The 2,865-nt window shown below is 30.4% G+C and carries 3 protein-coding genes; all 3 read left to right on the forward strand.

What is annotated here, in order from left to right; all coding sequences use genetic code 11:
* A partial coding sequence (locus CKF59_RS07515; RefSeq protein ID WP_119535289.1) for a FecCD family ABC transporter permease occupies positions 1–1,031 on the forward strand: 1,031 nt, incomplete at its 5' end.
* Between the two features lie 6 nt (positions 1,032–1,037).
* Positions 1,038–2,072, forward strand: coding sequence for an iron chelate uptake ABC transporter family permease subunit (locus CKF59_RS07520; protein WP_119535290.1), 1,035 nt, complete (start codon positions 1,038–1,040; stop codon positions 2,070–2,072).
* A gap of 3 nt (positions 2,073–2,075) precedes the next feature.
* Positions 2,076–2,843, forward strand: coding sequence for an ABC transporter ATP-binding protein (locus CKF59_RS07525; protein ID WP_119535291.1), 768 nt, complete (start codon positions 2,076–2,078; stop codon positions 2,841–2,843).
* The last annotated feature ends 22 nt before the right edge of the window (positions 2,844–2,865 follow it).

Below are 2,865 nucleotides of genomic sequence, written 5' to 3' on the forward strand. Positions count from 1 at the left end.
AATCTATACTTAATGTAAAAACTCTAATTTATAAGCACCTATTTAAAATGAATACTAAAACTACATTTATTATCTTAGTATTGATTTATGTAAGTAGCTTTGTTGCAAGTTTATATTTGTTTTACCCATTTAAGCTTAGCTTTTCTAATTTTTTACCAAGTATAGTTGATATCCATGGTAAAACTTTAGATGGGATAATTTTATATAACATCCGACTTCCGAGAAGTATTATGTGTTTATTAGCTGGAATGGCTTTAAGCACAGCAGGTTTACTTCTTCAGGCTTTAGTAAGAAATCCAATTGCTTCTCCTACAATTTTAGGAATAAACTCTGGTTGTATTTTAGCAATGGTAGTTATCTCAACTGGAGCAGTTGAAATCTTTACGAGAGTAAATCTTACTTTAGGAGCTGCACTTGGAGGAGTTTTAGCTTGGCTAATCGTTATGACAATTAGCTATAGTCCTCGAGGATTTAATAAAAGTAAGTTAATTCTTGCAGGTATAACAGTATCACTCTTATTAATGAGCATTTCTAGAATAATTATAATCTTTAATGATGATCGAGCTTTATCAATCTTAAGCTGGATCGCAGGTTCGTTTAATAATATTCAGTGGAATGATATTCTGAATAATGTTATATTTTCACTTCCTTGCTTTACGATTGTAATTCTTTTATCACATAAGTTAAATATTTTACTCTTAAATGATGAAAGTGTTAAATCTTTAGGATTAAACCTTAAAGCATTAAAAGTCCTTATTTGCATATTAGCTTTATTATTAACTGCTTCTTCAGTAAGTATAGTTGGAACTATCGGATTTGTTGGTTTACTATCTCCACATATAGCGGCTTATCTTGTAGGTATAGATAATCGTAAAAAAATCTTTGCTTCTATTTTGATTGGGGGTATTTTGACTCTAGTTTCAGATACTCTTAGTCGTGCAATTTTCTTCCCTGCAGAAATTCCTGCAGGACTAATTGTGGCACTAATAGGAGCACCTTACTTCCTTTACATTGCTATACGTAAAATATAAAAGACTATGCAACAAAATTTTACTGACATAAGTTTAAGCTTAAATTATGCTAAGGAGCGTAGACAATATTATTTAAAAAAAGTAGGCATGCTTTTTAGTCTACTTTTTATTATATTTTTGCTCTTTTATGCTTCAGTAGCTTTTGGGACTAAAACCTATAGTTTAAGCTATATTTTTGAAACTTTGAAAGACGTAAATTCCATAGATTATTTTGCCATTCATGATTATAGATTACCAAGATCTATATGTGCAATTTTCGTTGGTATGGGATTTGCAGTTTCAGGCTTATTAATTCAAAGTGTGTTAAATAATGATTTGGCTTCTGGAGAAACTTTAGGTATTAATAATAGTGCCGGATTATTTTCGGTAATTGCAATTTTATTATTCCCTGCAGCTTCAATATTTGCCTTACCTCTATTTGCTTTTATTGGTGGATTATGTAGCTTTGTTTTTATTTGGTTTATCACCAGAAAGAAAATGTCAGTTAGTAATATTGTAATTATTGGCGTGGCATTAGCTACTTTATACGCTAGTATAACCAACTTTGTTCTTTTAAGTTTTAAAATTGAAATTAGTTCTACCTTAGTTTGGTTAACCGGATCTTTATGGGGACGTACTTGGGAGCAAGTATATTATTTTGTTCCTTGGTTAATTCTTGTATGTCTTTTTTCCTTAACCACATTTAAGGTTCTCGATCTTTTTCCTTTAAAAGATGCTAAGGTAAAGAATCTAGGTTTTAATGTAAACCGTTGGAGATTCTTTATTCTCCTTTTAGCAACATTAATTAGTTCAATCTCAGTTTCAATTACAGGACCAATTGCATTTTTAGGACTTATAGCTCCTCATATCGCAAGAAGAATTTTTGGTCATAAGCATTTATTTTTAATTCTCGGAGCGGCTTTTATCGGTGCTATTTTATTACAAAGTGCAGATATTTTAGCAAGAGTAATAAAACCACCAGTTGAATTTCCAACAGGGGTGTTAACTTCTGTAATTGGAGCTCCATATTTCTTTTATTTATTAATAAAGAGACGTAATTAAATAATGACCATTGAAGTAAATTCCTTAACGGTAGGCTATGAGGGTAAAAGTATTCTTCAAGATTTAACTTTTACTTTACCTCAAAATCAGATCATTGCTTTGTTAGGAGTAAATGGTTGTGGTAAGTCTACTCTACTTAAGACTTTAGCAAATATTCAACCATCTATATCAGGAAATATAAAAATAGATGGTGAATCATTAAGTACATATAGTAGCAAGTCTCTTGCTAAAAAAGTTGCCTTTCTTCCGCAATATCATGAAATCATCGAAGGTATTACCGTTTATGATTTTGTTGCTTTTGGGAGAACACCTTATTTAGGTTTGTTTGGTAAGCTAAGTGAGACCGATAAAGAAAAAATTGATTTCGCAATGAAGTTAACCAATACTTACCATTTACAAAACAAACAATTTAGTGAGTTATCTGGTGGACAAAGGCAATCAGTATGCATTGCTATGGCAATAGCACAAGATACCAATTATATTCTTTTAGATGAACCTACAACTTATCTAGATTTATATAATCAATTAGAATTAATGAATATCATTAATGAGCTAAAGAAATTAAATAAAACGATAATTATGGTAATTCACGACTTAAATCAAGCCTTTAGGTATTGTGATTACTTATACGTTTTTGCCGAAAAACACTTAGTGTGTCAAGGTAAACCTGAAGAAATAGTAAATGAGCAAATGCTTAAAGATAATTTTAAGTTAAATGGAACTGTAGAAAAATGTTTAGTTTCTCATAAGCCTTGCTTTTTTGCTTATTAATTAGTCTTTAAACACCTTATTC

The sequence above is a fragment of the Psittacicella gerlachiana genome (genome assembly GCF_003585965.1).
Classification (GTDB): Bacteria; Pseudomonadota; Gammaproteobacteria; order Enterobacterales; family Psittacicellaceae; genus Psittacicella; species Psittacicella gerlachiana.

Bases quoted from the DNA above. Each gene is read 5' to 3' on its own strand.
- CKF59_RS07520 (WP_119535290.1), top strand. From the start codon at position 1,038: ATGCAACAAAATTTTACTGACATAAGTTTAAGCTTAAATTATGCTAAG.
- CKF59_RS07525 (WP_119535291.1), top strand. From the start codon at position 2,076: ATGACCATTGAAGTAAATTCCTTAACGGTAGGCTATGAGGGTAAAAGT.